Raw genomic sequence first — 2063 nt, forward strand, 5'->3', positions numbered from 1 at the left:
CTCCATCGGCGAACTCACCGCCGCCCACGCCGCCGGAATACTCACCCTCGACGACGCCACCACCCTCGTCGCCGCCCGCGGCCGGCTCATGCAAGCCGCCCGCGCGGGCGGCGCCATGGCCGCCGTCGAAGCCACCTACGACGAAATCGCCCCTACCCTCAACGGACTTGAGGACAGCGTGTCCGTGGCGGCCGTCAACGCGCCGCGCTCCGTGGTGCTCTCCGGCGACGAGGACGTGGTCCTTCGCCTCGCCGCCGAATGGCGCGACCAGGGCCGCCGCACCCACCGCCTCCCGGTCAGCCACGCCTTCCACTCTCCGCACATGGACACCGTGCTCGACGAGTTCCGCGCAACCGCCGCCCGGGTGGAGTTCCACCCGCCGCGCATCCCGATCGTGTCTACCGTCACCGGCACCACCGCCGGCACGGCCGAACTGACCTCACCGGACTACTGGACCCGGCAGATCCGCGAAGCCGTCCGTTTCGCCGACGCCGCCCGTGAACTCGCCCGCCAGGGCGCCACCGGCTTTGTCGAGATCGGCCCGGACGCCGCACTTACCCCGGCGGCCGCCGCCACGCTCGACGGCGCCGAAGAGACGTGGACGGTCCCGACGCTGCGGCGGGCCGAGCCGGAACCGGCCGCCGCGCTTGCCGCACTCGCCGAAGCGCACGTGCGGGGCCTTCCGGTCGACTGGGATGCCGTGTTCGGGCCCGGCCCGCACCGGAACGTCGAACTGCCGACGTATGCCTTCGAAGGGCGCCGCTACTGGCTGGAGCCGTCGCGCGCCATGAGCGACCTCGCCCGTCTCGGCCTGGACGGCGCCGAGGCACACCCGTTCCTCGGCGCGGCCGTCGAACTGGGCGACGGACAGGGCCTGTTGTTCACCGGACGGCTCTCGCTGCGCACGCACCCGTGGCTCGCGGACCACGCCGTGGACGGCACGGTCCTGCTGCCCGGCACCGCCTTCGTCGACCTGGCCCTGCACGCGGGCCACCGCACCGGCTGCCCCGACCTGGACGACCTCACCCTCTCCGCACCCCTGTCGCTGCCCGAGCACGGCGCGGTACGGGTACAGGTGGCGGTCGGCGCACCGGACGAGGACGGCCGCAGGAGCGTGACGGTCCGTTCGCGCCCGCACACCGACACCACGGAGGCCACCGACGCCACGGACGCCGCCGCCTACGGGCTGGGGAACCCCGCTCCGTGGACCCAGCACGCGGGCGGCACGCTCGCGCCTGCCGCGCCGCTCGCCCCGGCCCCGCTGCCCGATGCGCTCACGTCCTGGCCGCCCTCCGACGTCGAACGGATCGAACTCGCCGATGCATACGCCCGGTTGGCGGAGCTCGGCTACCAGTACGGGCCCGCTTTCCAAGGCCTGCGCTCCCTCTTCCGTACCGCCGACGGCGAGTTCCTCGCAGAGGTACGGCTGCCGCAGGACGGAGAGAGCGAAGGAGCCCAGGAGCACCCGGCCAACGGAGAGGCCGGGCAGTCCGACGGCAACGCGGTCGACGCAGCGGCCGGCTTCGGCCTGCACCCGGCGCTGCTCGACTCCGCCCTGCACGCCCTGGTACTCGCGCTCGGCACGGACGAGGCCACCGCGCCCCGCGTACCGTTCTCCTTCTCCGAGGTACGACTGCACGCGGTCGGTGCCGCCAGCCTGCGGGTACGCATCTCGCCGACCGGCGAGCACACGGCTGCCCTCTCCCTCGTGGACGGCGTCGGAGGTCCGGTGGCGGACATCGACGAACTGACCCTCCGCCCCCTCGCCGGCCAGTCGACGGCCAACCCCGACCACTCGCTTCTGGTGGTGGAGTGGCGGGCGATGTCTGCGCTGACGTCGCGGGAGCAGGCCTTGCCCGGCGAGGTGGGGGCTGAGGCCCGGGTCTTCCGGGTACCGGGCGGCAGCACGGTGCGCGAGGTCACGGGCCAGGTCCTGGCAGCCGTGCAGGACCACCTCACGGACACCGCCACCACCGGACCCCTGCTCGTCCTCACCCGCGGCGCGGTATCCACCGGCCATGACGACAAGGTCACCGACCCGACAGCCGCGGCCGCCTGGGGCC

At 73.9% G+C, this 2063-nt stretch carries 1 protein-coding gene; it reads left to right on the forward strand.

Features of this window, described 5'->3' with window-relative positions:
• Positions 1 to 2063, forward strand: a 2063-nt coding sequence (locus tag QIT00_RS38635; RefSeq protein WP_282540182.1) for an acyltransferase domain-containing protein, incomplete at both ends; no start/stop codon positions are given.

The organism is Streptomyces luteolus (assembly GCF_029968015.1).
Taxonomy (GTDB): domain Bacteria; phylum Actinomycetota; class Actinomycetes; order Streptomycetales; family Streptomycetaceae; genus Streptomyces; species Streptomyces luteolus.